Source organism: Alteromonas genovensis (genome assembly GCF_010500895.1).
GTDB classification, from domain to species: domain Bacteria; phylum Pseudomonadota; class Gammaproteobacteria; order Enterobacterales; family Alteromonadaceae; genus Alteromonas; species Alteromonas genovensis.
Genome location: NZ_JAAAWO010000005.1, coordinates 209,630 through 235,310 on the forward strand (window position 1 = coordinate 209,630; position 25,681 = coordinate 235,310).

Annotated in this window: 23 protein-coding genes, 4 tRNA genes and 2 pseudogenes; 5 read left to right on the plus strand and 24 right to left on the minus strand. The window is 43.3% G+C overall.

Annotated elements, in window-relative coordinates; translation table 11 throughout:
- The first annotated feature begins 152 nt into the window (after positions 1–152).
- Both ttcA and GTQ48_RS08900 read left to right on the plus strand, forming a co-directional pair.
- Positions 153–1,106, plus strand: a complete 954-nt coding sequence (gene ttcA, locus GTQ48_RS08895; RefSeq protein ID WP_163106364.1) for a tRNA 2-thiocytidine(32) synthetase TtcA — start codon at positions 153–155, stop codon at positions 1,104–1,106.
- On the plus strand, positions 1,107–2,117 hold the full coding sequence (locus GTQ48_RS08900) for a patatin-like phospholipase family protein (RefSeq protein WP_163106365.1): 1,011 nt from the start codon (positions 1,107–1,109) through the stop codon (positions 2,115–2,117).
- Here GTQ48_RS08900 and GTQ48_RS08905 read toward each other — a convergent pair.
- The 3 genes from GTQ48_RS08905 to GTQ48_RS08915 are packed head-to-tail and all read right to left on the minus strand — an operon-like array spanning position 2,109 to position 4,256.
- Positions 2,109–2,744, minus strand: coding sequence for a DUF2987 domain-containing protein (locus tag GTQ48_RS08905; protein WP_163106366.1), 636 nt, complete (start codon positions 2,742–2,744; stop codon positions 2,109–2,111). The two genes, GTQ48_RS08900 and GTQ48_RS08905, sit on opposite strands and share 9 nt — an antisense overlap.
- Positions 2,741–3,532: a glucosaminidase domain-containing protein gene (locus GTQ48_RS08910; RefSeq protein WP_163106367.1), complete on the minus strand. Its 792-nt coding sequence runs from the start codon at positions 3,530–3,532 to the stop codon at positions 2,741–2,743. Before GTQ48_RS08910 ends, GTQ48_RS08905 begins: the two co-directional genes overlap by 4 nt.
- Positions 3,525–4,256 carry a YciC family protein gene (locus GTQ48_RS08915; protein WP_163106368.1) on the minus strand — a complete coding sequence of 244 codons (732 nt, stop codon included), beginning with the start codon at positions 4,254–4,256 and terminating at the stop codon, positions 3,525–3,527. The genes GTQ48_RS08910 and GTQ48_RS08915 overlap by 8 nt, the downstream gene beginning before the upstream one ends.
- Before the next feature lie 561 nt (positions 4,257–4,817).
- Here GTQ48_RS08915 and GTQ48_RS08920 point away from each other — a divergent pair.
- Positions 4,818–5,249, plus strand: coding sequence for a tetratricopeptide repeat protein (locus tag GTQ48_RS08920; protein ID WP_163106369.1), 432 nt, complete (start codon positions 4,818–4,820; stop codon positions 5,247–5,249).
- A gap of 39 nt (positions 5,250–5,288) precedes the next feature.
- Here the strand turns inward: GTQ48_RS08920 and GTQ48_RS08925 are convergent, their stop codons facing one another.
- The 9 genes and pseudogenes from GTQ48_RS08925 to GTQ48_RS17670 form a co-directional block, all read right to left on the minus strand.
- The gene (locus GTQ48_RS08925; RefSeq protein WP_163106370.1) at positions 5,289–5,915 is read right to left on the minus strand and encodes a LysE family translocator; all 627 of its coding nucleotides are present in this window, start codon (positions 5,913–5,915) and stop codon (positions 5,289–5,291) included.
- 12 nt (positions 5,916–5,927) lie between these two features.
- A pseudogene (gene cobB, locus GTQ48_RS08930) lies at positions 5,928–6,707 on the minus strand (Sir2 family NAD+-dependent deacetylase); the annotation flags it as partial.
- A 14-nt stretch (positions 6,708–6,721) separates the two neighbouring features.
- Complete coding sequence (locus tag GTQ48_RS08935) at positions 6,722–7,549, minus strand: sulfurtransferase (protein WP_163106371.1); 828 nt, start codon at positions 7,547–7,549, stop codon at positions 6,722–6,724.
- 119 nt (positions 7,550–7,668) lie between these two features.
- Positions 7,669–8,166 carry a thiol peroxidase gene (tpx, locus tag GTQ48_RS08940; protein WP_163106372.1) on the minus strand — a complete coding sequence of 166 codons (498 nt, stop codon included), beginning with the start codon at positions 8,164–8,166 and terminating at the stop codon, positions 7,669–7,671.
- Between the two features lie 152 nt (positions 8,167–8,318).
- Positions 8,319–9,002: a tRNA-uridine aminocarboxypropyltransferase gene (locus tag GTQ48_RS08945; RefSeq protein WP_163106472.1), complete on the minus strand. Its 684-nt coding sequence runs from the start codon at positions 9,000–9,002 to the stop codon at positions 8,319–8,321.
- A gap of 154 nt (positions 9,003–9,156) precedes the next feature.
- Positions 9,157–9,951, minus strand: a complete 795-nt coding sequence (locus tag GTQ48_RS08950) for a phytanoyl-CoA dioxygenase family protein (protein ID WP_163106373.1) — start codon at positions 9,949–9,951, stop codon at positions 9,157–9,159.
- A 57-nt stretch (positions 9,952–10,008) separates the two neighbouring features.
- A complete protein-coding gene (locus GTQ48_RS08955; protein WP_163106374.1) occupies positions 10,009–10,422 on the minus strand; it encodes a VOC family protein in 414 nt (137 codons plus the stop codon).
- A 388-nt stretch (positions 10,423–10,810) separates the two neighbouring features.
- Positions 10,811–11,275: a DUF4760 domain-containing protein gene (locus tag GTQ48_RS08960; protein ID WP_163106375.1), complete on the minus strand. Its 465-nt coding sequence runs from the start codon at positions 11,273–11,275 to the stop codon at positions 10,811–10,813.
- Between the two features lie 470 nt (positions 11,276–11,745).
- Positions 11,746–12,528, minus strand: a pseudogene (locus GTQ48_RS17670) (Tn3 family transposase).
- Positions 12,529–12,713: 185 nt separating this feature from the next.
- Here GTQ48_RS17670 and GTQ48_RS08980 point away from each other — a divergent pair.
- Positions 12,714–13,577 (plus strand): Lcl domain-containing protein, encoded by an 864-nt coding sequence (locus tag GTQ48_RS08980; protein WP_163106379.1) that lies wholly within the window; start codon positions 12,714–12,716, stop codon positions 13,575–13,577.
- Between the two features lie 218 nt (positions 13,578–13,795).
- Here the strand turns inward: GTQ48_RS08980 and GTQ48_RS08985 are convergent, their stop codons facing one another.
- The 11 genes from GTQ48_RS08985 to GTQ48_RS09035 all read right to left on the minus strand — a co-directional run bounded on the left by GTQ48_RS08985 (position 13,796) and on the right by GTQ48_RS09035 (position 23,016).
- Entirely contained in the window at positions 13,796–14,344 is a 549-nt protein-coding gene (locus GTQ48_RS08985; protein WP_163106380.1) for a hypothetical protein, read from the minus strand.
- A 152-nt stretch (positions 14,345–14,496) separates the two neighbouring features.
- A tRNA-Leu gene (locus GTQ48_RS08990) sits at positions 14,497–14,583 on the minus strand.
- 58 nt (positions 14,584–14,641) lie between these two features.
- Positions 14,642–14,715 (minus strand) — tRNA-Cys (locus GTQ48_RS08995).
- Positions 14,716–14,778: 63 nt separating this feature from the next.
- A tRNA-Gly gene (locus GTQ48_RS09000) sits at positions 14,779–14,854 on the minus strand.
- Positions 14,855–15,023: 169 nt separating this feature from the next.
- Positions 15,024–15,596, minus strand: coding sequence for a CDP-diacylglycerol--glycerol-3-phosphate 3-phosphatidyltransferase (pgsA, locus tag GTQ48_RS09005; RefSeq protein WP_163106381.1), 573 nt, complete (start codon positions 15,594–15,596; stop codon positions 15,024–15,026).
- Positions 15,597–15,709: 113 nt separating this feature from the next.
- Positions 15,710–17,527, minus strand: a complete 1,818-nt coding sequence (gene uvrC, locus GTQ48_RS09010; RefSeq protein WP_163106382.1) for an excinuclease ABC subunit UvrC — start codon at positions 17,525–17,527, stop codon at positions 15,710–15,712.
- 18 nt (positions 17,528–17,545) lie between these two features.
- Positions 17,546–18,190: a UvrY/SirA/GacA family response regulator transcription factor gene (uvrY, locus tag GTQ48_RS09015; protein ID WP_163106383.1), complete on the minus strand. Its 645-nt coding sequence runs from the start codon at positions 18,188–18,190 to the stop codon at positions 17,546–17,548.
- A 224-nt stretch (positions 18,191–18,414) separates the two neighbouring features.
- Positions 18,415–19,794: an aminotransferase class I/II-fold pyridoxal phosphate-dependent enzyme gene (locus GTQ48_RS09020; protein WP_239060051.1), complete on the minus strand. Its 1,380-nt coding sequence runs from the start codon at positions 19,792–19,794 to the stop codon at positions 18,415–18,417.
- Positions 19,795–19,803: 9 nt separating this feature from the next.
- Positions 19,804–21,912, minus strand: a complete 2,109-nt coding sequence (gene ovoA, locus GTQ48_RS09025) for a 5-histidylcysteine sulfoxide synthase (RefSeq protein ID WP_163106384.1) — start codon at positions 21,910–21,912, stop codon at positions 19,804–19,806.
- A gap of 382 nt (positions 21,913–22,294) precedes the next feature.
- Positions 22,295–22,386, minus strand: a tRNA-Ser gene (locus tag GTQ48_RS09030).
- Between the two features lie 171 nt (positions 22,387–22,557).
- A complete protein-coding gene (locus GTQ48_RS09035) occupies positions 22,558–23,016 on the minus strand; it encodes a DoxX family protein (RefSeq protein ID WP_163106385.1) in 459 nt (152 codons plus the stop codon).
- 205 nt (positions 23,017–23,221) lie between these two features.
- Between GTQ48_RS09035 and GTQ48_RS09040 the strand changes: the two genes are divergently transcribed.
- Complete coding sequence (locus GTQ48_RS09040) at positions 23,222–24,127, plus strand: LysR family transcriptional regulator (protein ID WP_163106386.1); 906 nt, start codon at positions 23,222–23,224, stop codon at positions 24,125–24,127.
- Between the two features lies 1 nt (position 24,128).
- On the opposite strand, the gene GTQ48_RS09045 is transcribed toward GTQ48_RS09040, so the two are convergent.
- The gene (locus GTQ48_RS09045) at positions 24,129–25,595 is read right to left on the minus strand and encodes a DUF3360 family protein (protein WP_163106387.1); all 1,467 of its coding nucleotides are present in this window, start codon (positions 25,593–25,595) and stop codon (positions 24,129–24,131) included.
- Between the last annotated feature and the right edge of the window lie 86 nt (positions 25,596–25,681).

The following is a 25,681-nucleotide window of genomic DNA, read 5'->3' on the forward strand; positions in this document are numbered from 1 at the left end:
TATTTACGCTAAGAAAGCGCAAAAAAATAGCGACAGCGTGTAACCGGGCGTAATGAAACTGTAAGGGTAGATATTTAACGTACACAAGCATAGTTAACAAAAGCCGCTTTATTGTATAATGGCGGCTTTCACACAAACCAAGTTAGTTAATTATGAGTTTAGGCACAAACGGCGCTGAATCGTCTTCCTCTGCTGCAGCGCAAAGTAAGCAAAAACACAATTTCAATAAACTGCAAAAGCGTCTTCGTCGCAATGTGGGTAAAGCCATAGCCGACTTTGGCATGATTGAAGAGAATGACAAAGTGATGGTATGTCTGTCAGGCGGTAAAGACAGTTACACCATGCTCGATATTCTTATGTTTTTGAAGCGCGCCGCCCCTATTCACTTTGATATTGTGGCCGTGAACCTAGACCAAAAACAACCTGGCTTTCCAGAGCATATTCTTCCTGAATATTTAAACAGCTTAGGCGTGGCCTATCAGATAGTAGAAGAAGACACTTACTCTATTGTGAAAGACAAGATTCCAGAGGGCAAAACCACATGTTCCCTATGTTCTAGGCTGCGCAGAGCTATTTTGTATCGCACAGCAAAAGAACTTGGGGCGACCAAAATAGCGTTAGGCCATCACCGAGATGACATGCTTGAAACGTTTTTCCTCAATATGTTTCACGGTGGAAAGCTCAAGTCTATGCCGCCTAAGCTAGTCAGTGATAACGGCGAGCATATCGTTATACGCCCCTTGGCGTATTGTACCGAAAGCGACATACAAGAATACTCTACACTGTCTGACTTTCCTATTATCCCGTGTAATTTGTGTGGCTCACAAGATAATTTACAGCGTCAGCATATTAAGGGCATGCTTCAAGATTGGAATAAGCGCTTTCCTGGACGAATCGAGTCTATGTTTAGTGCCCTTCAGAATGTGGCGCCATCCCATTTAGTTGACAGTAACTTATACGATTTTCAATCAATAACTACACATGATGGCCCAGTTAAAGATGGCGACATTGGCTTTGACGAGCCCACTTTTGAAAAGCCAGAAAGTGAGCAGTTAGCCGAGCCAGCAGACACTATCGACATCATCAACATTATGGAACCTCAATAGATGAAAATTGGACTCGCTTTAGGAGCGGGTGCAGCGAGAGGCTGGACCCACATTGGTATTATACAAGCACTAGAAAAACTAGGTATTAAGATTGATGTTGTGGCTGGTTGTTCTATTGGTGCGTATGTAGGCGCCGCATATTCAAGTGGGAAGCTTGAAGGTCTCAAAGAGTGGGCCTGCTCCCTTAGTGATTGGCAAGTGTTAGCGCTAATGGGCGTTGGGCTGCGCAGAGGCGGCTTAGCCAGCGGGCAAAAAGTATTTGATAAACTCGCCAGCGACTTTTGTGCAGATAGTTTTGAGGCGATGGAAAAGCCATTTGCCGCAGTGGCCACAGATCTGTATACGGGGCGTGAAGTTGTTTTTGACTCAGGCCCAGTAGGCACTTCAATTCAAGCGTCTTGTGCCATTCCAGCGCTTTTCTCACCGGTAGCGTACAATGACAGATGGCTAGTAGACGGTGCGGTGGTAAACCCTGTGCCAGTAAACCTGTGTCGTCAACTAGGTGCTGACTTTGTGATTGCCGTTAATTTGAATGCCGACTTCAGACCGCTACGACTTGAGAAGTTACGTAAAGATCACGAGGACAATCAACAAAAAACCGAAGATTTTTTTACCAAAAGCCAAAACGCACTGAAACAGTGGTTTTCATCAGACAATAAGTCGGATGAAAGTGGCTCTGAAGGTGGCCTTGATAAAAAAACCACGAACAATAAGGATTCATTAGGTGCTGACGTTATAGAAAAGGTTGAAGAAGAGGTTATGGAAGTTCCTGCGACTGTCAATAAGAAGAATCCGCCGGGAATAATGAGCGTAATGAGTAGTTCGCTAGAGATATTGCAGGCCCGAGTGACACGTTCTCGTCTTGCTGGCGATCCGCCTGATATCTTAATAGAGCCACAGCTCACTGACGTAGGTATTATGGAATTTCACCGAGCAGAAGAGCTCTGCGCAAAGGGTGAAGAAACTATCACCCGTCTGGCAGAGCAAATACGCTATCAGCTATTAACTTGATGCCATTGCGGTAATACGAAGCGGAGCTTGAGGTAACGATAACCCTTTTGCTTCGCTTATCCACTCTTGCTCAATATGCAATACACCATTGGTGATGGTCACGCCCTCAGGCGTAGTGTAGTCTAAATCTCTGTCCTCAAAATGTATCATCAAGCCTTTAACCGTTGGCATAAGAAAAGACAGGAAGCTTCCCATTTCATTAAAGAACGCTTCGTACTGGCCATACACAAACGTTAACTCATCTTTGGTATAGCGAACTTTTAAATACTCTGGTTTAGTCTCAAGCTGTACCGACATGTCGCACACATTGGCGCGCTCAACCAACGATATTCGTATTATTGCATTTGCAAGTTTAAGCGCTTTTTCTGTAGGCACCGTAAAGCGTCCTTCATTGCTAACCTCTAGGCTCATGGTTTGTTTGTCAGTGACAATGTCAGCACTGTTAACCCCGCATAAACGACCTTCACCTACACGTAGAAATCCGAATGCGAATTGCAAAGCTTGGGTATCTTCGTTATCCAACTTCTTTACGTGGCTATAAAACCGACTGTATTCAACATCAATTGTTTCTGCAATTGACTGACCGGTGAAAAACCCACACAGCAACACCATAGCAACTCGTATCATTCGCCCAAAAACTCCTCGTTGTACTTGATCATATTTTGTAGTTCTTCCACGTAGGCAGCGCCCCGCTCAGAATATTTCATTAAGCCTTCGGCTAGCGCTACACCGTTAATAGCAATTTGATTGGCTCTTAATCGGCTACGAATTTCTCGTAAATCCTTATACGCATCGTGCCGGTTTAGGTTTCGCATATAAGTGTATGTAGCCCGTGATAGGCTGTCGAACTTTGCCACTTCATGAGAAGCATCATCGTTTCTCCGGCTTGGAACAAAGCCGCATCCTTTGCTAAAACACCACAATCCGAAAAAGTTATAGCCATCCCGGGCAAATCTACTTGTGCCCCACGCTGACTCATTAGCAGCCTGTACCAAGACGAGCTCAGCAGGCACCACATCAATTTTTTGCAATAAGTTAAGCAATTTCGTGTTCAGCGGATCTGAAGACTTTACTCGGTACTCTTTTTCTAACCACGCCAGACGGGTAATGTCGTCTTCACTAAAAGGCTCTTCAGCTAAGGCTTTTCGATAAAGGGTTTGCACATAATGACGAAGTGTAAGCAAATACGCGTTTTGTTTTTCTACTTCTGGCCTCAAATAGTTAAAAAAAGCAGCCTTCTTTTCTTCTACCTGTGTGTAGACAGAAAAATCCGGTACGGGCTTTTTCGCCTTAATGGTTTCTGGAACGTCGAGTATGTCCTGAGTTTCCTCATTGAATATAATGGCGTTAATAACAATAACAGCCAATACACCAATGGTGATGAGGACAATTTTAAACGTTTCTCGCTTATGCATTAAAATTAGACTCTTTTACGTCATTCCCTGATGCAGTAACACTGGCGCCTTGTTCTCCTATCAATTCATCGTACAACAATCCCATCGCGCTGAAATAAAAGGGTAGTACCCAAATTAGCGATAAACCAAAGGTAAGCGGCACAGTAGCAAATAATAGAAAGAAAACGCCGTATACGCTCAGTATTTGACTCCAATATGCATTGAAAACGCGACAAGAGAGGATAATGGCGCTGATAGGCGTTAATTTTCTATCTGCCACCAGCATAAGAGCAAACGACGAGGCGAGATAGAAATAGATGCCAGGAATAATGAGTAGCATTAAACCTAGCTGCACTAAAATGCTGTTAACCAGCTGTGTTAATGCTACTAAAAACAGTAAAGGGAAATAGGCAAAAACCGAAAAGACCGTGGTGCTCTCTCCTCTAGCATGTTTAACGCCCGCCATGTATAGACCGGTTATTAATGGAGAAACAACACATATCGCTACAATTTCAAAAATTGACTGATGCTCAAAAATATAACTACCGTCATCGTTGATAGTGATAAACCGTTGAGCAATCACTCCCATCACCACAAAGGCGAGAAACAAGACAACGCTGCTTTGAAGCAGAGGCGAAAAGTTAGCTTTTGTTAATACAGAAGCTTTTTTCAAGAGCGATTTCAGATCAAATTGATATTGCTTTGCCAATGTTGTGTTTAGGCGGTCAGAATTAACGTCTTTCACTTCGTTCCTATTTTAAAACGTAATAACCGCGCGAGTATAACAATTCACGCAGTTGAATGCTTGTCTGTAACATAACAACAGTTACCATTGTGCGTTAATAGTTATTAACGTGGTTAAATTCAAGGTTTGCTTTTTCTGTCTTTGCATTTCTGGCTTTCTTTTTTCTCCTATCGTTCTTTTTACACTGTCTATGCTCAGTCATCTGCACCTATAGTCTGTTGCTTGTATTACGCATTCAACATTACCGTCAATTAAAAGAGTGAGCACACTGAAGAAATACTTTAGTGAATGCGAAACACGTTTCATATAATTAAGGTATTATGAATTCATACTGCGAGGCACTTCGAAAAATGTGTGTCGCGAGATTTTTGCCATAGCGTGAATACTTGCCGTTTGCTTAAGGGGTATTTCTTCAGGTTTTTTTTGAAGATGGTTGCTTGAAGATGGTTGCTTGAAGCTTACTACTTGAAGACTATTACTTGCATGGCACCAGTACTTTATTGCTGTTTGCTTTGCCGATAGCGCTATCGCGTTTAATACCAGAGATGGACATGTGTTTTTATGATCAATACCAAAATATATAAAGCTGTATATCACCTTAGCGAGCAGCTTATGGAAGCTGCCAATAAAGACGACAGAGAAACTTTCGACGCATTATACAAAGAGCTGAATGCGCTGTGTATTGAACATGAAGATACTCCAAAAGATCATCCCGAACAGTGGGAAACGCTGGCTGATTTCACAGAAGAACTGGTTGACGCGCTTGTTATTTATGCCAAGGCGCTTAAAAAAGCAGAAAAAATAAATTCGAAAGACCACCTCTCTTCCATTGCGTTTTCAATGGCGCAATTACAGGTAGAATGCGGCCAACAGTACGCAGCCATAAAAAGCCTTGAATCGGCGAAAGTGAGTGCTAATAAAATTGAGGACAAAGAGTTAAAAGAAGAAATTGCTGACATGCTGGCAACCCTTTCTCCAGATTCTGAAGAGTAAGCACGCTCTCTCTGCTTAATCTTACCAAAGCAGGTCGCGTTAACCCGCGACCAGCTTCACTGCCAACCCTACCAATAAAACGCCCATTGCGCGGTCTAACCAATAGCCTTTCTTGCCGATAAACTCTGCCACTTTTGAGGTGCTGAGCATATAGGATAAAAAGCAAAACCACAGTCCGGTGGCTATCGCAAGGTAAATGCCATACCCTAACCTTACGCTGAAAGGCGTGTCGATACTGATGATGGCAGTGAACAACGACAGGAAGAATAAGGTAGCTTTAGGATTAAGTCCGTTAGTCAGAAACCCCATCCAAAGTGCTTTTTTCGGCGATATCATGGCGCTTGCGACTTTTTGCTGATCTGGCATAGCATCCGTCGATGGACTGCTTCGTAGCGCCCCAAACGCAAGGTAAAGTAAATAGGCCGCAGCCAAGTAGCTAAACGTGGTAAACAGCCAAGGCGTAGTTGCAATAACTACACTAAGACCTACTAGCGAATATGCAACATGAAGTAAAATAGCCGCACCAATGCCTACACTGGTGAATATAGCAATTCGACGTCCATAAGCTACGCTATTTCTGACCACTATGGCAAAGTCTGGGCCGGGGCTCGCTACAGCCACTAAATGGACTAAAGCGATGGTAAGGAATTCGTTAAGGTATTGCATCTACTCTGTCTTCTACTTTGTATATTGAGCAATAGTGTCGTCGACCCATTTGGGCACAACTTCTGAGGCCAACCCCGTAAGCGACTCATCAAATAGTGCATTTGAGCTACCTGGTTCCAAATTCGCTTCAATAGTATGAGCCCCTGCACTTTTTGCTAGCTGCACAAAGCCCGCTGCGGGATACACATTACCAGAGGTACCAATGGCGATAAAAATGTCTGCGGTAGAAAGATGCGACATAATTTCATCCATATACATGGGCATTTCACCAAACCAGACTATGTCTGGCCTTAAGGTTTTATTGCTACAGCAAGGGCACGCCGTATTACTATCAAATGACTCTGACCACTGGAATGTCTGTTGAGAGAAACTACATCGAGCAGAGAGAAGTTCGCCGTGCATATGCAGCACACGTTCGCTGCCCCCACTTTCATGCAAGTTATCGACGTTTTGTGTTACTAACACCAATTGTTCTTTCCAATGCTGCTCTAATGTAGCAAGCGCATGATGGGCTTTATTGGCCGACACTTGGTTGTCTTTCAACTGTGCTCTGCGCGCATTGTAGAAACGGTAAACTAACTCAGGGTTATTTTCGAATGCTTGTGGTGTTGCCACTTCTTCAACGCTGTGATTTTCCCACAGTCCGTCATTATCGCGAAAGGTTTTCAAACCTGATTCGGCAGAAATACCTGCACCTGTAAGAATAACTATTTTTGGCAGTGTTTTTATTTGAGGCATGGTTTTCAATCCATTGGAAAAGCGATATCTATTTCGTTGATTCTTTATTGTTAAATTGTACCTAAGCGTTAATCAACGATAACGGGGTATTGGGGATCAGACCCCCACTCCGACCAAGAACCATCATAAATAGAGACGTCTTTCGCGCCGCATAAAAGGGCGGCAAAACCAACAACACATGCTGTAATTCCCGACCCACAGGTGCAAATAATTGGCAGAGTTAAGTTTATGCCTGCACGCTCAAAAGCTTGCTTGAGAGATTCTATGGGAAGATAACGACCGTTTTCAATAAGACTACCGAAAGGCAAGTTTAATGCGCCAGGCATGTGGCCTGAGCGCACACCAACGCGGGGTTCAGATACTTCCCCTCTAAAGCGTGGAGTACTTCTCGCATCTACCAGTTGTGCATCTGTATTCAGTGACTGAAGCACCGCGCTCGAATTAACAAACCATCCATTGCGAGGCGACGGGTGGTAAGTCAGTTTGCCAAAGTGCTGTTGCTCCGATACAGGAAGACCTGCGTCTTTCCAAGCAGGCTGTCCACCATCAAGTAAATACACTTCATTGTGACCTAGCGCTTTAAGCATCCACCAAGCACGAGGCGCACTATAAATGCCTCTCGTATCATAGGCGACAACGGTGGTGTTTGCTGTTATGCCCTGCTTACCTAAATATACTGCGAGATCTTCGGCAGACGGCATACTGTGGGGAAAGCCAGTGGCATGATCGCTGCCCTCACCGTCTAGGTCTAAATCGACTGAGGCCGGTAATACCATGGCATTGCGCTTGTCGGGTGTTTGAGTAAGCGGATCATCCATCAACGCTCGCAGAAGGGTTACAGGTTTCTCCTGCATTTTACTGGCAAGCTCTCCAACTTGGAGTAACGTTGATGTCATAGGTCTCTCCTAAAAATACAAATCGCAGTATCTATAAATACATTGGGTACCGCTGACACGCTTATTTATGCCAGCGGTTTCCAATCGATTATATAAACTGCACAACCAATTAAGAGAGTTTAGCTTAACGCAGCAACGGCGGCATCATAATTTGGTTCTTCAGTAGTTTCAGCTACTTGCTCTGTGTAAACCACATTACCATTGGTATCGATAACAACAACACAACGGGACATTAAACCGGTTAACGGTGCTGATTCAAACGCAACGCCGTAGTCGTCACCAAATGAAGAGCGGAATGTAGAACCGGTAATAACGTTCTCAATACCCTCGGCACCGCAAAAACGGCCTGCAGCAAACGGTAAATCTGCTGACACACAAATTACGACGGTATTGTCTAGCGTAGCGGCATGCTCATTAAACTTGCGTACCGATGTGGCACAGGTTCCAGTGTCAACTGATGGAAAGATGTTTAATACAACTTGCTTTCCAGACAGGTCAGACAAAGAAACTTCACCTAAATCTGCTTTAACTAGCGTAAATGCAGGTGCACTTGCGCCTACGCTTGGTAATTGGCCTACCGTTTTTACTTCATTACCTTGAAATGTTACTGATGACATTAAAAATCTCCGAATGGCTAGTTGAAATAATTGCTTTCATCGCTCTTATTTATCGAGTATTGGCTAATAATGCTAATCCAGCACTAATAAATGAATGATGAAAAACTGTAGCGCACAGAGTGTCGCAAATAATGCTTAGGCTTGTAAACGTATTACTTCACCTGCGCACTGGCAAAGTCTAATTTGTCGCGTAAGTGAGGTTTTCCTTTTACATATTCTCGACGAAAAATACTGAAATACTGAGCAAGCTTTTCAGCCCCTTCCTTTTCTTCAGCCATTGCTAATACATGCACACCAACCTCTGCGGTACAATGTTGAAACATATGCGATGACTCACGCAGCAAATAATCAGATGAGCCTTCAAGGTTCACCCCTAAAACGGGCAAGTTTGAAAGGTAATCACTTTTACTGAACATTTTCTTAGCTTCACGCCAAGTGCCATCAAGAAAAATAAAAAGAAGCTTTTTCTCGCCCACAACAGGCGGTTTGTCGATGCGTTGGATTTCGTTGGCATATTCGTGAGGAAACACCACAACAGGATGATAGGCAGGGTTTTTAATCACTGCCAACATATCTGCATCCGGCTCAGTGCGATGCCACAAAAACGCGTAGTTTTCTTCTACAACATCGGCAATTAACCTACCCGTATTCGTAGGCTTAAAGTACTCGCCCTTGTACATTAGGAATAGCACAGCAACATCGGTGCCCAATTCAGGTTTGTAGGTGCAAATACATTGGGGAATAGGCAAAAGGCACGCATTACAGCGTTTTACTTTGCTTCCTCGCGCATGAAACGGGCGCTCTGCTTTTAATAGCTCTTGTGCGCGCAGCGCCATAACTGAGTTCAACGGTTAGCCTTAAATATGGATAATAAGCAATGCTGCTAATAGTACCACAATTGCAGTTATTCATTTGTTAGCGTAATAGATGGACAAGTGTTTGCAGATGAGAGGGATTTAGAGTTCGTAACGACAAAGGCTCAAATGTATTTTATTTTTTAACTATCTTTGCGGACACTTCTCTTGCCAGTGTATACCAGCCATTGTTATTGATGTGCGCCATCTCCTCTTCGGTAGGCAGTACCTGAGGGTCTAAAAAGCACGAAGAGATAGAATGGTACTTTCCCACACACACATCGAAAGCTTTTCTTATCGGGTTGTGCTTATACACGCCTCTGTGCAGCATTTGTCCGTCGAATATCAAGACATCGCCTCGGGCAAGGTTCATCATCAGCGAATCAGGAAGGTCATCACTGTTTTTACGTCCACCCAACTCAAACCTCACATTGCGCTCTTGCTCTGTGTCCCACCGCTTGTGAGACCCTGGAACAAGCTCAAGGCCTTTTTCGTCCACTAGCGGAATGCGAACATGAAGGTTCAGTATCGAATGCTGCTCATCGCGCTGAGCATTGTCTTCTATATCGCTAAACTGCATATCTCTATGCCAGTATGTAAGGCGCTGGTTATTTGATGGGTTAAAGAATAATTGAGTATTGTGGAAATACAGCCCTTCACCAAAGATATTATCAAGCACCGAGGTGAGCTTAAACGGCGCAATTGCACTAAAAAAATTCACTCTTTGATGTGGAGTATCATTAAAGTATTTTGGGCTTGTTAACGAGTGCATGTTAACCAGCCTGTAATCGTATATAGCTTGCTCGTTTTTTTTGACCCAGGTTTCATAAATGCGGTCGACGTGGGTTGCTATCTGGGTAATTTCTTCGTTATTGAAAAAATCCCTTAGGATAATAAATCCGCACTCATTAAATTGCGCGTCCAACGTCATGTACTCACCGCATCTCTGGTTTATTAAGACTGTATAGAATCTTAGTCGATAGCCATTTTATTCGCTAGCTACACTGCTTTGTAGTAAATCCCATTTGTTTCCGTATAAATCTTGGAAAACGACAACGGTGCCATACTCTTCGACTCTGGGCTCTTCGTCAAACACAACACCACTGGCTTTCATATGCTCATAGTCACGCCAAAAGTCATTGGTATGAAGAAATAGAAAAACACGGCCTCCTGACTGATTGCCAACGGCACGCTTTTGCTCGTCGGTATTTGCCTTAGAAAATAGCAGATGCGTACCATTTGAATTTGGGGGAGAAACTTCTACCCACCGCTTTCCTTCACCTAACGCTATGTCGTTGATTAAAACGAACTGTAGTTTTTCAATATAAAACTCAAGAGCATCATCGTAATCATCGACCACGATAGAAATATTGCCAATTTGTTGCTTCAGGGGTTTAGACATGATGTGTTCACCAATTTTAAGAATGGATATAGGGGGCAAGGTAACGCGAAGCAAACATGCAACGCCAATGCTTTCATTTGCTGCTATGCACTGTGTGTCTTGATTAAAAGGTCTTTGACTTAAAGAGCTTTGAGCTGAAGGCTTTGAATTAAGCAGCTTTTGACAATGGAGCTTTCAGTAACAGGATTTTTTGAAAATAACTACTTTCAGCACAATTTAATTATAATGATGCTTAGTACCATAGAGAGGTATTAGCTTGGGGGTAAATTATACGTGTGACGTACAGAATATTATGTAAACATAAAATATTGCCCGGCGCCAGACTGTGATAAGGCAAGTATACGACTGTTCTTAATGAAATTTGTACTACTTTATGCGTAGACCAGAATCAATGTTTGTTATCAACTTTTAACACTGAAGACTGAAACTTCTTAGCTAGCCATTCAAACTCTTGAAAGGCAGTAGCAGAATTAACGTTGGCTCTTAAAGACATAATAAAAGGCTTTAATATTTTCCAATCGTGGCATAGCTGGCTGTAGGTCATGCGCTTATAAATTTTTATTTCAAAAGCTCCCTCTCTCATTCCAGTGGCTATAAATTCGTAATTATTGAGAACTCTCAAAACCGAATCTCGCTGGTCACTACCTTTATGCTCGTCTTTAGCATAATCAGTAAGCTGCTCTTTTTTGTTGAGCTCTTGGACCACTTTTCGGGCTTTGATAAGATTGTCATCATTTCTTTGATTAAGAAGTAACTCAACTGTCGACTTTCTTTTATTTATAAGGGAGTTGTAATAAAGGGCGATGAAAGCGGCAGCAGCCGAAATACCAAGAATTATTGTTTTAGCATCCATACTTATTTCCGCTCTGCTGCCGTTTGGCTTTTTTATTTAATGGCTGTAGATAAAATATCTACAGGTCTTCCCAACCGTCTTGAATGAACATACTTTCTCCTTGCGCCACCTGATTTTTATTAGTGACATTTATTAGTATGCCTATAGTAGAAAATAGTTCAACATTTATGTTGTAACGAGTTAACAGGAGATCTATTGAAATTTGCCTTACAATCTTTACGCAGCACCTTTATAGCCAATAATACCAGCAACATACGAAACACAACAGTCGATCAGCCTTCTTTTTACTTAGAAAAAATGTAACCAACGCAGGGGGCATCTTTATTGATGAAACAGTTACGAACGGGCCAGCGAGCAAGAGCGCGACGCCTTCACTGGTGAACATGTCGTTAGTGCTTAGGGGGACTGCAGACATTCCGTCCTGGGTTTTCAATTATCTCTGCAACAACCTAAGCAATCGCCCTTCGTAGCTAATGATAAGCTTCACCTTTATTCAAAGCACGTTGCACATGTTTTCTAAGTTTTTCATCGCCCATGTAGTTTAAAATGTAAAGGGCTTTAACCAGCCGATAATATTCGGTGATGGCCTTCAATAAAGGATGATCTTTCGAGCAACCTGATAGTTTACGCACCAATGCAGCTTGTGTGGTTGTCTTGCGCTGCAGTGAGACCATGGTCCATTGTACAACATCCCATTGGCTCTCGATTGTGGCAATATCAGTAGGCGTTTTTAACACTAACTGTTCATTTTGCATGCTAAACAGATCATCAATGACGCTACCAACATTTGCATAGCGAGGAGCGAACGTATAACCAGATAAATCCAGCAGGGTGAAATTCACATGGTTAACGCCATGGGTATCCGTTGATAATACATCCGGCTTGATGTCTGATATTGCTGTACAAAAAGTCGTAGATAATGTGAGATTCATGATCGTTAGCGCCAATCATTTTTGCATTGATGGTGCATGGTTTGCTACCAAGGTGACAGCAGACATGCCATTAGTAGTGCCGAAGTATTTGGAGGCATAACGGGTTCTAAATGTCTCTAGCCGACTTTTGAACTTTTGGCCATCAGCACTTGCGTGCAATAAATTCTCTTAGATCTGATAGTGTTTAAAGATGGGCAATCGCGCGATCGCACTGCAGATAGCATCATTGGCGTCAACCAACGTCTCGCGTCTGAGGTAATTGACTTGAATGGAACGCAACTGATTATATTGCCTGTCAGAGATATTCGCCAGTGCGTAAATCTCATATCAGGCACCCTGCCCTTTAAATAACCTTGCTTGAAAGACACAATGATGAAAAACCTGCCATGTAACCAACCTTAACCCCCTTACATATAAAAAGGGAAAAACATTTAGTTAGCTTAAGTTGCTTTCTATATATAGACATGAGAGCTTAAAACTTCGCAAAATAAAGAAAGGAATCTATTATGAATGTTATTGCTAAGAGCCATGTTAGCGTATTGATACTACTTACAACTGCTTGTGGTGGCGGCTCAACCGATGCTCCCCAAGAATCCCAAAGACCACCAGCAGCTACTTCAATCGATGCTGTTGAGGTTACAGAAAATGGAATGACCATAGAATGGTCCAACGCAAGCAATTTAGACTTTGATGTATATTTCGCGAATGAACCCATTCAAGACGTGGAAAATTACACGACATACGACGGTGCTGTCTTATTATCGAATGTAGAACCTCCACTCAACATAGCAAATACAGACTTAGACAATTTGTCGCTACCACACATCATCTCTTTAGTCACAAAAAGAGGTTCCCTAGCCAGCAGCCAGAGTAACGAAGAACTTGCATTTCCACGTTATGTTGACGAGGGAAGAACAATAATTGACCTTTCAACGCAGAAAGTTTGGTTAAAGTGTAGTTTAGGGCAGTCCTGGAGCGAAACTGAAAACACTTGTGTTGGTGACGCTGCCCGATTATCTGAAAATGAAACAATAAGATCGCTCGATCTTATAAACGAGGGTTGGCGAATTCCGACAGAGGACGAATTGAAATCGATTGTGTTTTGCGAGACAGGAAAGCCGGAATACTTTCCAACCACCAAAGGCATAAGTTGCGACGAAGAGAACACCTCTCCAGCAGTTGTTGAGATGCTGTTCCCCAATACCGAAGTTTCCTCTAATTATAGAACGTCAACTCGTTATTACCCGATAGATGGCGGCGCACAGGGTTTTCGGATTTTCGAAACAATCTCATTGGCTAGTGGAAGACTTGCTACCATTCGCTCAAGCGAACCTTCAGCGCACTTTGTCAAAGCAGTGAAAGATAATTAACATTACCTAAGTACAGGTCAAAAGATTCTCAAAACATAGTACGCTAAGCCTGAAAAGTAACCCGAGGGATTTCTTCCACAGGTGCGGTGGACGTGTATAACGACTTGCGCACTGAGGGATTAGACGGAGAGTGCCCTCTACCTGCCGTAACCCCGTCAGCTTGCAGCATGAATGTAGTATTTAACTAAAGAAGCGTGGCAAGCCTTTAAAGGTGAATATCATGAAAATTCTTTAAACCTTTCGCGAAGGGTTTTAGGCCAGTTCTCATAATTATCTTTTAACTCACCAAGAAACTTGGCTAAATCATTATATTCAAGTCTTAACGACTCTCTCTCGGAATTAACTCTAAGGGTGTTTTGCTCTGCCATTAATGAATCTAAGCGTTTTCCGTATTTTTCAAAATCCCCCTCTACCCTCTCTCGTTTCGCGCACAGCTGGAGCTTGTCGTATATATTCACGAGAACGCCAACAAGGAAAAATTCCTTTGTAACAACAGGCTTGTCATAAAACACATCTTCAATATTCTTTTCTACTAGAGGAATGAGGACTCTGTCACAGTACTCTTCTAACTCTGAATATCGGCCTGCTTTTTGAAAGTAAGGAATAGCTTTAACGTACTTCCTCCCGTAAAAAAGGCCAGATTGGGACATCAGCAGTAGCGCCTTATCAAATTCAGTTATAGCCCCATTGAAGTCTTTATTCTTCGCTCTTGCGCTAGAGGCTTTGGTAAGGCGTGATATCTCGTGGTCTATATCTTGATGCTGCATGTGATTATCCATAAACACTTATTATTAATAATAACAACATACCGAATCAGAAAAATCTACTAACGATAACACATTGCTTATGAAAACTTATAGGTGGTTTTTTGGTAGGCTTTTGCTTCCATTAGCCTTGAGAGCTTTAAATATAGGGGTATTGGTGCCCGGGGCCGGACTTGAACCGGCACGCTGTTACCAGCGAGGGATTTTAAATCCCTTGTGTCTACCAATTTCACCACCCGGGCATTGGGTTGCTTTTCAGCGAGGTGTCAGGCGTAGAACCTGATGTGGCGTTGCAGATTATGGAGGCGGAACCCGGAGTCGAACCGAGATCCACGGATTTGCAATCCGCTGCATAGCCATTCTGCCATTCCGCCTTAGTAATCTGACTGTAGCGTTATTCAATACTTCAAATAGCAACTACGTAATGCCAGCGATTTTGGAGCGGGAAACGAGATTCGAACTCGCGACCCCGACCTTGGCAAGGTCGTGCTCTACCAACTGAGCTATTCCCGCACTTTAAAATCGTACATCTCGTTAGGTTTATGTCCTCTCGAAATGTGGGATGCATTTTACCTACCCATTCAAAACTGTCAATACGAAAAAACGTTTAAATTGAGATAAATACATGTTTTGACGATCGTTTGCTATTTTTTTATTCAACTTGGTTAAAGCGCGATCAATTTTACTTAGGCGCAACGCCTTTCATGTATGGCCACGCCGCTTTTGTATAAACAATCATTGACCAAATTGACAGCACCGCTGCAATATAAAGAAGGATATAACCTAAAGTCACCCAATAAATCGGAAAGCCCATGAAAGTTTCAAGGCCTGACAGTAACCCTATTAACGCCAACATCTGCGCTGTGGTTTTCGCTTTACCGATAAATGACACTTTTACTGCATCGCGAACGCCGCTAGAGCCCATCCACTCACGCAGGGCAGATACATAGATTTCTCTTACCAATAAGGCCACTGCTGGTAGCGTAATCCATAAGGTGGCATAACTGTGGGTAATCATGAGTAATGCAGTGGCTACTATCAACTTATCCGCCACAGGGTCGAGAAAGGCGCCAAATGGCGTCGACTGCTCGAGCTTTCTTGCGAGGTAACCGTCAAACCAATCCGTGATGGCAGCAAGCCAAAATACAAATGCACCGGCCTCGTGGGCCCAACGCCAATCTAGAAAGTAAACAACAACAAAAACAGGAATTAAAATTACTCTGAATAAAGTAATACAGTTTGGAACATTCCACATAAAAGATATATCTCAGGTTTTGCCAACAAAGGCATTTTTAGCGCTAGCCTTTACGGCCTATATTTTCACACACCTTACCTTAATTTAATCATTAATGCTTGCCAGTCACTATGTTATTGGTGCAGGTGGTCGTAAATAGTGTCTGCTAATTCTTGACTGATACCAGGCACATTGGCGATTTCGTTCTTACTGGCTTTTTTAAGCCCGTGTAAACCGCCCATGAACTTCAACAGCGTTTGGCGCCGTTTTGCACCAATACCCGGTATAGATTCTAAGCTCGAGGTGGTTTTCACTTTCTGGCGTCTATTTCTATGCCCTGTTATCGCAAATCTGTGTGACTCATCTCGGATATGCTGCACTAAATGAAGGGCGGGAGAATGGCTATCCATTGGCAGTACGTCGTGACTGCCTGCTAATATAAGGGTTTCTAATCCTGGCTTCCGCGTGGTGCCCTTTGCAACACCCAATAACATAGGCTTTTTATCGTGTGGCCAATCCTCAAAAAATGACTCGGCTTGTGCTAGTTGGCCTTTACCGCCATCAATTAGCAATAGGTCAGGTATTTTTTGGACTTCTTTCACTGACTTGTATCGGCGTTTTAATGCTTGCGCCATCGCCGCGTAATCATCGCCGGGGGTTATGCCTTCAATGTTATAGCGGCGGTAATCGCTCTTTAACGGCCCTTCTCTGTTAAACACCACGCAGGACGCTACAGTTTGCTCACCAGAAGTATGACTGATATCGAAACATTCCATACGCTGAATGGGGCTTTCTACTTCCATCGCCGCTTCTAAATCGAGGTATCGCGCAAACACTGATTTTTGTTGGCTGTATTGCGCATCAAGAGCAGACTCTGCGTTGGTTTGCGCCAGCTCCAAATATTGTCGTTTTTCTTCGCGAGCACCTTTAAAGAAGGTAACTTTATGCCCTGCTTCACTACTGAGCACCGCAGAAATTGCTGATTCATCACTTAACGTATTCGCCAACACAATCTGTTTTGGTATGGTTTTGTTGCCAGCGAGATAAAACTGAAGGAAGAATGATTCGAATACTTCATTTTCATCGGCAATGGTAGGTACTTTCGGGAAGAATGCTTTACTGCCCAATAGCTGACCTTCACGAATAAACATCACCTGTATACAGGCCATATTGCCTTTAAATGCAAAGCCAAACACATCCATTTCGTCCTGAGTACCGGCTACCCACTGACGCTCCTGCACTTTTCGCAATGCATTAATTTGGTCTCTGTAGCGAGCCGCTGCCTCGAAATTAAGTGACTCACTCGCCTTCTCCATATTCTCAACTAAGCTGCCAATTACCTGTTGATTTTTGCCCTTCAAAAACAAACGAGCAAAATTCACCTGTTCTTTGTATTCTTCATCCGACACGTAGCCTTCAACACAGGGGGCACTGCACCGCTGCATTTGATATTGCAAACACGGGCGGCTGCGAGCGCGGTAGTAACTATCTTCACACTGACGCACCGGAAAAATACGCTGCATTGACCTTAAGCTTTCCCTTACCGACCATGCACTGGGGTAAGGGCCAAAGTATTCACCCTTCTTCTTTTGCGGGCCGCGATGAAATGATAAACGTGGATGTTCGTGATCAGAGAGAAATATAAACGGGTAAGATTTATCATCGCGCATCACTACGTTGTAGCGTGGCTTATACTTTTTAATAAAATTATTTTCTAACAGGAACGCTTCGGTTTCGCTATTAACAACGGTAACGTCCATGTGCGCAATCTGACTAACCAATGAGCGCGTTTTGGCATTATCTACATTAGTTCGAAAATAACTGGAGACACGTTTTTTTAAATTTTTTGCCTTTCCGACATAAATAACGTCGTCCTGCTGGCTGTACATTCGGTACACACCAGGTTGCGACGTTAAATTTTTGAGAAACGCTGCTGAATCAAATGCAGACATAGTGTGAAACGTTTACACCTATAACAAGTTAGAGTCGATGAGCTTATGACGTAAGGCAAGGTGAGTAAGTTCAACGTCGGTGGCAACACCGAGCTTTTCAAACATTCTGTAGCGATAGGTATTCACGGTTTTAGGGTTGATGCTCAGTTCGCTGGCAATTTCAGGAACCCTTTTCCCTTTGGTTAACCGCATTGCTATGCTCAATTCCCGTGACGAAAGTTCGTTAAACGGATTATCTGAACGGGGCGACAATTTACCCACGGCAATACTGTTAGCCACATCGCTATCGACGTATTTTTGCCCAGCCATTACCTTGTGAATAGCACGTATGACTTCTTCTGGCTCGGCGTCTTTGGTTAAAAAGCCAAACGCACCAGCTTCCATCACCTGCATAGGTATTGGGCTTTCAGTATGCATCGACAAGCAAATAACCCGCGTATTTTCCGACATACGAACTATTTTCTTGGTTGCCTCCAACCCGCCTATCCCCGGCATATTCACATCCATGAGTATTACATCTGGCGCATTCTTTCTGCACAACTGAACCGCATCTTCACCACTTTTTGCTTCTGCGAGAATTTTAAAATCTGCAACATCTTCCAAAATACGGCGGATCCCGGTTCTCACCAATTCATGGTCGTCTACTAGGATAATTTTGATCACTTGTTTATCTCACTGTCTTTGCGACTGCCCTTGCGTTTTCACCTGCATTAGCACGGCTTTTTATTTGTGGCTTTGCGCATAGCTTTATTATATTGGGAGTTCTTACACTCACCTTTTATATCCATCTTTAGTGCAATAATACCATGAGATGGCATTTCGTGAACCTATGTTAAAAGTAGTATTTGTTGCAAACTTATATCACTAGGCTATAAGTCTGGCGAGTCTTAACGAAAAAATAACCTGTCTAGCGCGTTTACTATTTGTAATGGGTGACAGGCGAGGTTCAGACGAATCCACCCAGGTGCGTTAAATTGATTACCATCACTGCCTATCACGCCGCGGCTAACACAACTATCAAAGGTTGAAGCAGGGTTAAAAACACTCTTTTGTGACATCTTTGATGCGCTTGCTTTTTCATCTATGCACGTAGCTGTTTTCGACAAGTTAAGCCATAAGAAGTAGCCCGCTTTACCCATCGTATATTCACAATTAATGTTCTGCTGTCTAAAGTAAAAGTGAACTAGCTTGCGATTGAGGCCAAGTGCCTTGCGAATGTTATCTAACCAAGTGTGACCGAGGCTATAGGCAGCTTTAAGCGCAACTTGCGATAGGTAGCTTGCCTCGAGGTGCCTTGAGGCAATAGCAGTACTAAATTTCGCTCTTATCACAGGGTCTTCAATAATGGCATAGGAAGCGCCTGGAATGGCGGCCAAATTGAAGGCTTTCGACACACTGCTAGTATGAATGATGCCTTTTTGTGCCACAGCATCGCAATGGGAGCCAAAAAGCGGGATAGGTAGTGGTTCATCGTTACTTAAAAAGCCAAATTCACTGTGTATTTCATCAGTGATAATAAGTATGCCATGTTCGTTGCAAAACTGAATAAGTTCGCTTTGACAAGATGCTGATAGCACCTGCCCTGTTGGATTATTAGGATGGCACAAGACAAAAGCAGTGGCGTTTTTTGATAGCGAACTAAGGTCAATAGTGTCGTCGCCATTCTCATCACGTTTTGTGTTAACAGCGTGCACTTTCAAACTGTTGTTATTGATACAGTCAACAAGAGGACCGTAGGTCGGCGTTAACACCATGACCTCATCCCCAGACACACAGAATGTTTTAAGCGCGACGTCTACCGCACTTATCACGCTTGCCACACTGACTACTGAGCCCGAGCTCACAGAGCATTGCTGCGCCTCAAACCATCTTTGAACTGCCTCACCCATATCGCTGTCTTGATAACCATATGCATTTTGAACGGTATCGGCTACATAAGCTGATATCTCTGGTAATGGCTTGGTGTCCATGTCGGCAATCCACATCGCGATGGTATCAGCAGGAGCTTTTGGGTATCTGCTGGATACAGCGGAAAACTTGAACCTAGAAGATACGTCATACTCGTGTGGATGCACCCTTTCCCATACATCTTGATAGATGAGAAACTCGGCAGGCACTGCGCCTGCCTCTGTCATTGCGCCTGCCTTTGCGCCCGCCAGTGCGCTATCGGGGCTATTCTTACTGCAACTTTCCGTACCGCTACTGTTCAAATCACTAATTTCCGTGCCGCTAATATCCTTACCGAGACTATCCATACTGCAAGGCATTGCTGTTCTTTACTTTTTTTCAAAAACGTTAAATTCAGACAGCGTATGCTGATGTTTGCGCTTAGTTTCTCGAATAACAAATGGGATGTCCTTCGACTGTCCAACGCGAACTAAGTTAGGGCTTAACGCTTGCTCAAGTGCGTCAGTAGAACTCAGTGTCTCGCCATTTTCATCTTTATAGCCACCAAGCCACTCGTTTCGCTCTGTGTATTCTTCTAGCCAAGTGAATGGGCTAGCAATAATAAGAAGGCCACCAGGATTCAAGCGTTCGCTCATGTCCGCAAGCACTTTTCGTGGGCTGTACACTCTATCAATGAGATTACCCATAAAAATAAGATCGTACCCTGTTAGCTGAGGTTTAAGGTTACAGGCATCGCCCTGTGAAAATGAGACCTTATCTACGGTGTTTTCAAGGCCCATGGCACTGAGCTTACGAGATTTGAATGACGTTAACTCACCCTCTTCAATCAGGTTATAGCGCACTTCACCGCGTTCTTGCATGGAAAAAGCCGTTTTTATAAAACGTGCTGAAAAATCAACGCCGTCAACGTGGTCGAAGTGGGTTGCTAGCTCGAAGGTAGAGCGCCCTACTGCGCAGCCTAAATCAAGCGCTCTCGCTGATGCTCTACCGGCCATTTGCTGAATACAAAACTCTGCACTTGCTTTAGCAAAGTTTGCAACACCATAGTATTCGTCACCATAATGAAATTCGCTGTACTGTGATACCTGAGTATCGCTTTCATAATCTAAATCATTCACCTGAATTACACTCTCACCTTGTACATATCGAAATCCAGCGTGCTGGAAGAAGTGACGTCTAAACGCATAACGGCTGTCTTTCATTGCCTCGTTACCCGTTGAAATCCAACTGCCGCCTTTTATTAAGTTGTGCTTATTGTCAAAGGTTGGCGTGGTAAAGTCATCGTATAACGGATGCACTTTAAAACCATCAAAAGGATAAATGGGCGTTTCCGTCCATTGCCATACATTACCCACTACGTCATAAAACTCACCTGTCTGGTTGGTGTTCACCGGTTCGCTTGACGCATGTTTTTGAAGGGCGATATTGAAACCATCACAGTATACCGCTTGATTAAGCCCGGCATCATCGCGCATTCGCAACCATTCATTCTCGGTAGGTAGGCGAATAACTTCGCCACTTTTTTCGCTCTTATAATTACAAAATGCTTTCGCTTCGTGATAGTTCACGTCAACAGGCCAATCTAATGGCAGCGCAAATTCCTCTGTCATGCTTCGATACACAAAACCAGACTTGGTTTTAGACCAAAATAAGGGGTGCTTTGCTTTGGTATAAAGCCGCCAGCTATTGCCTTCCTCTTCCCAGTATTCTGCTTTGTCGTAGCCGCCGTCTTCAACAAACGATAAAAATTCGCCGTTACTCACCAAAAACTTAGACGCTTTAAAATCGTTCACATGTTCGTTAAGCGTGCCGTATTCGTTGTCCCAGCCATAGTATTGATTATCCCAAGACTTATTTTGAGAAATACTACCAGAAGACACGTTAACAAAATCGTTCACTGGTATCTTGTCTGGGCTGGTCACAGAATCGCTACAGCGAGGCCAAGCATCTTGAGGCTTAACAAAGGAAAGCGGCAGTTGGCGAATAAGCACTGAAGACGTTTCAAGGTGGATCCTCTCATGTTCAATACCCATTACAATTGGCCACATGGGGCTTTCCCAATTTATTGGCATAGAGAAGTTAATAGTATCAATGAGATCGCACATAAGTGTACGCACTTGGTCTCGGTATGCTCTTACTTCATCAACGGTTGGCCAATCGTAATTTTTGTCATTGAGGTCGTCCCAGCTCATTTCATCAACGCCAATGGCAAACAATGATTCAAAACGAGGATTTATTCGCTCATTTATCGCTTTGGAAAGAATGAGTTTGTTGATAAAAAATGTTGCTGTATGGCCAAAATAGAAAATTAGCGGATGACGAAGTCGTTCAGGACGCTGATAAAAAGCCTCATCACTGCTTAAGCATGAAAAAAGTGATTCATAGGTATCGAAAGAGTCGAGAAAATACGTTTTCACTTCCATACGTTTTTGCTCAACAGAACCTTCGTTTAGTTTGAGCGTTGACATTGCCTGCATATATTCCTCGTTTTTATTCTTTTATTAATGTTTGCTGTCTTCTCCTAAGGAAGACATGGAGCACCGCCTCTGATGCCGATGCAAAAAGCATTAATATTTCGTTATATATTAGTTGTAGCAAAAATCCGCTGCATTATCAGACTTTTCTGTATTGGTTTTACAACGGAGCTATATGATGGGATGAACCTTAAATACCCTACATGCAATGGTTGAGATCAAAAGTTCTTCTCTAAAAATAGCGAAAACGGTGATGTATCACTGACATACTGAAGTGAATGAAATTAAGAAGCCGTAGTTTGAAAAGAAAGTCCAATGAGTCAGTGTAATGAGTGTTTGTTACAGGCAAAAAAAAACCCGCACATTGTGCGGGTTTTTTTCAATATGGCGGAGAGTGAGGGATTCGAACCCCCGGTGGGTTTGACCCCACGTCTGATTTCAAGTCAGGTGCATTAAACCGAGCTCTGCCAACTCTCCTCAAGTGCTGCGTATGATAATGATTTTGGCTGGCCTGTAAAGCCCTTATTTCAATAAAATCAACCAACTGGCGAATTGGTGAACAATGTGATTATATTTTGATTTGTAATAACAAAAATTAAGCAATTCGCACTTGTTATTGCGACAACTAATAATGGACTAAAGCTATTCTTAATTTTCTGATAGCTCGAATTTTTTTACTATTGTGCTATCTATTGAATACTTACCCCCACCCTGTATGGCCAATGCTACAGTGATAGCCAGCAGCGATAGTGCAAATTCGTATCCGTTGTTACTCATAAATAAACCGTTACTGCCATGAACAGTCACAATTGCAATAATCATGGTGAAGGCGCTTACCATTGCCGCAGGTCTAGTTAATAAACCGAGTACTAACGCTATTCCGCCAAAAAATTCAGCACTTCCAGCTAATAGCGCCATTAAAAAGCCAGGCGCTAAGCCAATACTCTCCATCCACTGACCTGTACCTTCTAATCCGTATCCGCCAAATGCCCCGAACAGCTTCTGACTGCCATGTGCAGCTAAAATAATGCCTACTGGTAGGCGCAATGCAAGGTTGCCGATGCTGTTGTTAGTTGTAAATACGCTTTTTAGTAGTGAATTTTTCATTTTTTAATCTCCAATAGTTTTTACAATTTATGAAGTCATGAGTGCCTGTCATATAAGCTGTACTCTCAAGATGATAAGAATAATAACTAACAACAATGATTGAATAAATGGTGGATTTATTGAATTATTATCAACAATTTGTTTTCAATATTATTTACGAAGAATGAGTGAATAATTATTGAAAAATGACTGAGAGGCTATGGTTATGGACCGTATAGATCTGTTGAAGACGTTTGTTGTGGTAGTGAACGAAGGCAGCTTTACTAACGCTGCATCTAAACTCGATATGTCTAATCAACTCGTTAGCAAATATATCAATCAGCTTGAAAAGCATCTCGACGCGCGTCTTTTCAACCGAACCACTCGAAAGATTCATTTAACAGAGGCCGGTTATCAATGCTTGCAGCACGCTAATCATATTCTTGAAAGTGTCAATGATATGGAAGGCCAACTTGGACTGTTGAATTCTCAAGTAAAGGGAACACTGCGCATTAGCGCTCCGGTCTCATTTTCCACTCTTCACTTATCAGACTGTATAGGTCAATTTCAAACCCAATATCCCGACGTGTCTATCAACCTGCAGTTAAACGACAGAAAAGTGGATGTGGTGGAGGAAGGATTAGATGTAGCACTGCGCGCAGGCGTACTCAGCAATTCTTCGCTGATCGCTAAAAAGGTGACGACAATAAAGCTTGCTGTTTGCGCATCACCACAATACTTAAAGAAGTACGGTACTCCAAAGCACCCACGCGAACTGCGCCCAGCGCATTATCTCGAATACGCACATGTTAATTACGACAACGACAAATCGGAGCTCATACAGGCGTTGAGAACAAATGCGCAAAAGCACGCGCCACGATTAACAGCCAACAACGGAGAGGTACTTGCTGATGTGGCAAAGCACGGCGAGGGTTATGTACTGCAACCTACATTTATTGTATCTAAAGCGCTACAAAGCGGCGAACTGGTATCCATACTAGAAAACTATGTTCCACAATCTATATCACTTTATGCTGTGTACCCTCACCGTAAGCTGGTTTCCTCAAAGCTAAAGGTGTTTATCGACTTTTTATGCGAATTTTTTGACGATACGCCCCATTGGGATAGATAAACTAAACACGAAAAGACGACATGATGGCCGGCACACCAGGAAACATGCCAATCAGTGCCATTACCGTACATAGCACAATAAAGGTGATGCCCGGTATTAACCACCTACCCGCCTTTCCAAGGTCTAACGCTCGCTCTTTACACCCTACAATGCCCAGGTTATCCAGCAGCATCGTAAACGACCATCCAAATACGGGGTTCACCAACACTGAACTGATCACAACAAGCGCTGCAGATTGGGTTGTTTTGCCCTCTCGGGTCATTTGCATGCCAGCCTCCATAAGAGGCAGAAACACGCCAACAATAAGGGCGACACATAACACTGGAGGCCAAATTGCCAAGTCCATGGGATAGCCCCAAATTGCGGCTATCACGCACAATAGGCCTGTTATTATTGCGCCACCGGGTATGGGTCTGCGGGCGATTGACGCTGGAATAATATAGGTTCCCCATGATGAGGCAATATTGCCACCTCCAAGCGCTGAGCCTATTGCTTGACGAGAAGACGCCGCAATCATAGTGTCATCAATATTCATGTAGGCATTTTCACTATTTTTAGGATAGCTCAGTTTTTGGAATACTTGCTGACCGAGAAAATCCGGTGACCACATAGCCACGGCCAACACAGCAAAAGGTAATACGGCAACAAAATGAGACCAATCGGGTAGCCCTAGCTGCCAACCGGTATTCTCACCCCACCAATAGGCTGGGTTTAAATTTGGCATACCTGGCGAGGTCGTGAATTCAAAAGGCGCGCCCATAGCAAGTGCAATCACCGCGGCCATGACGGCCCCAAGAGGGATGGCTAACCAGCGCTTTTTGATGTGCTCGAGCCATGCAAACATTACAATAGTGGCAATTAATACAACAAACGCTAAATAGCCCATATTGAAACCTTCGGCCCACTCAAACAGTTTTTTTACCTGCCCAGTAATACCAATAAAGCCGAGATACAGTAAGAGACCGCCGCACACACCGTTACTGGTTAGCCTTGCAAGCAGGCTTCCCCCTTTGGTGATCCCCAATAAAAAGCCTAGTACGCCAATTAATAACCCTAACGCCATGGGGTGGCCACCCGATGCAACCATTAAAGGCACTAGAGGTAACAAAGGTCCGTGGGTGCCGGCCAAGTTAGCCGATGGATTTAAAAAACCGGAAATCAGAACCACAAACAAAACGGCAGCGATAAGTAGCTCAAAGCGAACGTTCTCTATGACAAATTCCGGCGATAAACCAAGCGGTGCAGCAAAAGCCCCTACCACTGCCGCAACCATAACAATTTTACCTATAGTCGCTGCCATACCTGGAATAAAGTCTTCCCACTCAATGCGGTAATCTTTAAAAGGAAGATTCGGACGCCAGCGTTTCACAGACAGTATTTGTAATTCGTGATTGAGATAATCATCTCGGGTTTTAAAAGAGTGACTTGGCTTATGCAGTTCTTTATATGAAGCGCTATCTTGAGACACAAAACACCTGTGGGTCGCTAAAAGGAAGCGCAAGGGTAAACAGGTCTAAGGAGGGTAACAATGCGACTGTAGTCTTAGTCAAAAGT

Excerpts from the sequence above, each read along its gene's own strand:
- GTQ48_RS08925 (WP_163106370.1), bottom strand. The coding sequence starts at position 5,915 with ATGCAATACCTTAACGAATTCCTTACCATCGCTTTAGTCCATTTAGTG.
- GTQ48_RS08910 (WP_163106367.1), bottom strand. The coding sequence starts at position 3,532 with ATGCATAAGCGAGAAACGTTTAAAATTGTCCTCATCACCATTGGTGTA.
- GTQ48_RS09020 (WP_239060051.1), bottom strand. The coding sequence starts at position 19,794 with ATGCCTTGCAGTATGGATAGTCTCGGTAAGGATATTAGCGGCACGGAA.
- ttcA (WP_163106364.1), top strand. The coding sequence starts at position 153 with ATGAGTTTAGGCACAAACGGCGCTGAATCGTCTTCCTCTGCTGCAGCG.
- GTQ48_RS08955 (WP_163106374.1), bottom strand. The coding sequence starts at position 10,422 with ATGTCTAAACCCCTGAAGCAACAAATTGGCAATATTTCTATCGTGGTC.
- GTQ48_RS08920 (WP_163106369.1), top strand. The coding sequence starts at position 4,818 with ATGATCAATACCAAAATATATAAAGCTGTATATCACCTTAGCGAGCAG.
- GTQ48_RS09035 (WP_163106385.1), bottom strand. The coding sequence starts at position 23,016 with ATGAAAAATTCACTACTAAAAAGCGTATTTACAACTAACAACAGCATC.
- GTQ48_RS08905 (WP_163106366.1), bottom strand. The coding sequence starts at position 2,744 with ATGATACGAGTTGCTATGGTGTTGCTGTGTGGGTTTTTCACCGGTCAG.
- GTQ48_RS09040 (WP_163106386.1), top strand. The coding sequence starts at position 23,222 with ATGGACCGTATAGATCTGTTGAAGACGTTTGTTGTGGTAGTGAACGAA.
- pgsA (WP_163106381.1), bottom strand. The coding sequence starts at position 15,596 with ATGTGGAATGTTCCAAACTGTATTACTTTATTCAGAGTAATTTTAATT.
- GTQ48_RS08985 (WP_163106380.1), bottom strand. The coding sequence starts at position 14,344 with ATGCAGCATCAAGATATAGACCACGAGATATCACGCCTTACCAAAGCC.
- tpx (WP_163106372.1), bottom strand. The coding sequence starts at position 8,166 with ATGTCATCAGTAACATTTCAAGGTAATGAAGTAAAAACGGTAGGCCAA.
- GTQ48_RS08950 (WP_163106373.1), bottom strand. The coding sequence starts at position 9,951 with ATGACGTTGGACGCGCAATTTAATGAGTGCGGATTTATTATCCTAAGG.
- GTQ48_RS08945 (WP_163106472.1), bottom strand. The coding sequence starts at position 9,002 with ATGGCGCTGCGCGCACAAGAGCTATTAAAAGCAGAGCGCCCGTTTCAT.
- uvrC (WP_163106382.1), bottom strand. The coding sequence starts at position 17,527 with ATGTCTGCATTTGATTCAGCAGCGTTTCTCAAAAATTTAACGTCGCAA.
- GTQ48_RS08980 (WP_163106379.1), top strand. The coding sequence starts at position 12,714 with ATGAATGTTATTGCTAAGAGCCATGTTAGCGTATTGATACTACTTACA.
- GTQ48_RS08960 (WP_163106375.1), bottom strand. The coding sequence starts at position 11,275 with ATGGATGCTAAAACAATAATTCTTGGTATTTCGGCTGCTGCCGCTTTC.
- GTQ48_RS08900 (WP_163106365.1), top strand. The coding sequence starts at position 1,107 with ATGAAAATTGGACTCGCTTTAGGAGCGGGTGCAGCGAGAGGCTGGACC.
- GTQ48_RS08935 (WP_163106371.1), bottom strand. The coding sequence starts at position 7,549 with ATGACATCAACGTTACTCCAAGTTGGAGAGCTTGCCAGTAAAATGCAG.
- ovoA (WP_163106384.1), bottom strand. The coding sequence starts at position 21,912 with ATGCAGGCAATGTCAACGCTCAAACTAAACGAAGGTTCTGTTGAGCAA.